Here is a 1,975-nt window from a genome sequence, read left to right as displayed (position 1 = left end):
CATAATATACAGCGATCAGGGTATTCAGCCTGTGTATTTCATTCCATTTATGTTTTATAAGTCAGCTGACCATACCTATTCAGGTACCGGGAGCAACGAACTGGGTCAGAATGCGCAGATGTTTTTTGACATCAGTGTGCGCTCGTTGCGCAAAGTTCATTTTCACGCAAGCCTTTTTATAGATGAAGTGAGCATTGGGAATATGTGGGACGCAAGTCAGCATACCAATATTATGAGTTTGAAGGTCGGCGGGACCTGGTACAATGCCTTGCCAAATCTGCATCTTTCTGCAGAATATACCGTGACGGCTCCCTGGACCTACCGTCATCAGATTCAATCCACCACTTTCGAATCAAATCAGTACATTCTGGGTCATTATCTGGGCGAGAATGCAGACGAATTGTATTTGGCAGCATCATACAGGCCATGGAGAAATCTTTTGATTAAAGGTTCCATCTGGCAGGCGCGCAAAGGCCCACAGCACAATTATGAAATCATCCATGGCAACGCGAATGTCACCGGCCTTGAATTTCTGGCTACCACCGATTGGGAGCAATTGGGATTGCGATTGGAAGCTGATTGGGAAGTTTTGAATGGAGCTGCCCTGTTTATCTCAGGAACCTATCAAAACACCACCGGAAACATGCTGTATACCCCGGAATATCTCAGGGGAGAAATCATGAGTCTGGAAATGGGTTTTCGGATCGGTTGGTAATTATTTTGCCGGCGGCGGTGTAGTTCCACCATTGATCAGATACTGCATTTCAAACAATTTGAGCTGAAGCTCAAACATCTTCATGCGTATCTCTTCCATATCTTTATTTTGTGCAGCTGGCACAATCTTGTTGGACTGACGTGATTCTATCGGGCCGGCTATTTGCACTTCATTTGGTTGTACATTTTCTTTTTTGGATCCAAACAGCCGCCATTTAGAATCGCTATCATTTGCGGATCCCAATGAATCTTTTTTCTTCGCTTTTGGTTTTTTCTTTGGATAGTCATCTTTGTTTCGGTTGAAATTGTACCTCAGGCCTAAACCAAAATAAGAATATTTGTCGTTGGCAGTCCAGTCGCGCGACCAGGTGTCGAGACGATCGGTCATCAGATTATTGAGGGTATAACTCGCGGTAATGTCCGTCTTGTAATTGAGTCTGTAACCAAAAGTAAAGCCTACGGGAATGTTTAAAGCTTTAGCCATGCTGGATTTTGAATCTGTAACATAACGTTGTGTTGGCGGATTGTCGTCAGTAACAGTATATCCGACAAAATCACGTACGCGCTCGTCATTACCTGTCCAGAATGAAAGTGATCGATAGAATGTGACACCAATACCCACTTCGACATCAAGGAAAGTTTTAGAAGGTTTGCCTGAATCTTTTAAAAAGAGCTCTCCCAATACGTTCAGGGAAGCCATTGCAGCAATTGTCCTGAATTCAGATTGAAAATTGATTTGAGGGCTCTGAAGTCCTGTGATGCGGCCTCCACCAAGTGTTCCGCTTTCAAAAAGAAGGCTTGCCTTCAAGCCATATTTTATTTCTTTCCCAGCGTAGATACGCCATCCAAATTTGTAATAAGTACTAAAATCATCAATGGGAGCGAACATATTATAGTCTGCAAGATCGCCATGAAAGAGTGCTGAACCCGCGCTTGCACCTATCGAGAATCCATTAAAAAATTTAATTTTTTCTCCATCTTTATTTGTTAGTTCAGATGACTTATCGTCTTTATAATTGCGATACTGTTTTACCCAGGGGTCGCCTTCTGTATCAGAGCCAATAGCTTGTGATGTGCAGAGCGCAAATATCATCAGCCAGGCAAGTAAAAATGGTATTGATTTCTTCACGGTATCAAATCTGTGCTATTAAATTCATTCGGCAAAGCACTGCTGCTAATAATTGTTCCGATAAGATTGTTGAAAACATCAGGATATCCCGGTCATAATCACCATATTTATCGCCTAAAATTGCTTTTGTAT

2 protein-coding genes are annotated in these 1,975 nt (G+C 42.4%); one reads left to right on the top strand and one right to left on the bottom strand.

Annotation, left to right across the window (positions count from 1 at the left end; translation table 11 throughout):
* The coding region (locus tag ACEW8O_RS13025) for a hypothetical protein (RefSeq protein WP_373495061.1) at positions 1–715 on the top strand (715 nt) is incomplete at its 5' end.
* Here the strand turns inward: ACEW8O_RS13025 and ACEW8O_RS13020 are convergent.
* On the bottom strand, positions 716–1,843 hold the full coding sequence (locus ACEW8O_RS13020; protein ID WP_373495060.1) for a hypothetical protein: 1,128 nt from the start codon (positions 1,841–1,843) through the stop codon (positions 716–718). It lies immediately after the preceding gene.
* Positions 1,844–1,975: the final 132 nt, after the last annotated feature.

It is taken from the genome of Aquiflexum sp., assembly GCF_041749095.1.
Classification (GTDB): domain Bacteria; phylum Bacteroidota; class Bacteroidia; order Cytophagales; family Cyclobacteriaceae; genus Aquiflexum.
This window is presented reverse-complemented; position numbering and strand designations above follow the sequence as displayed.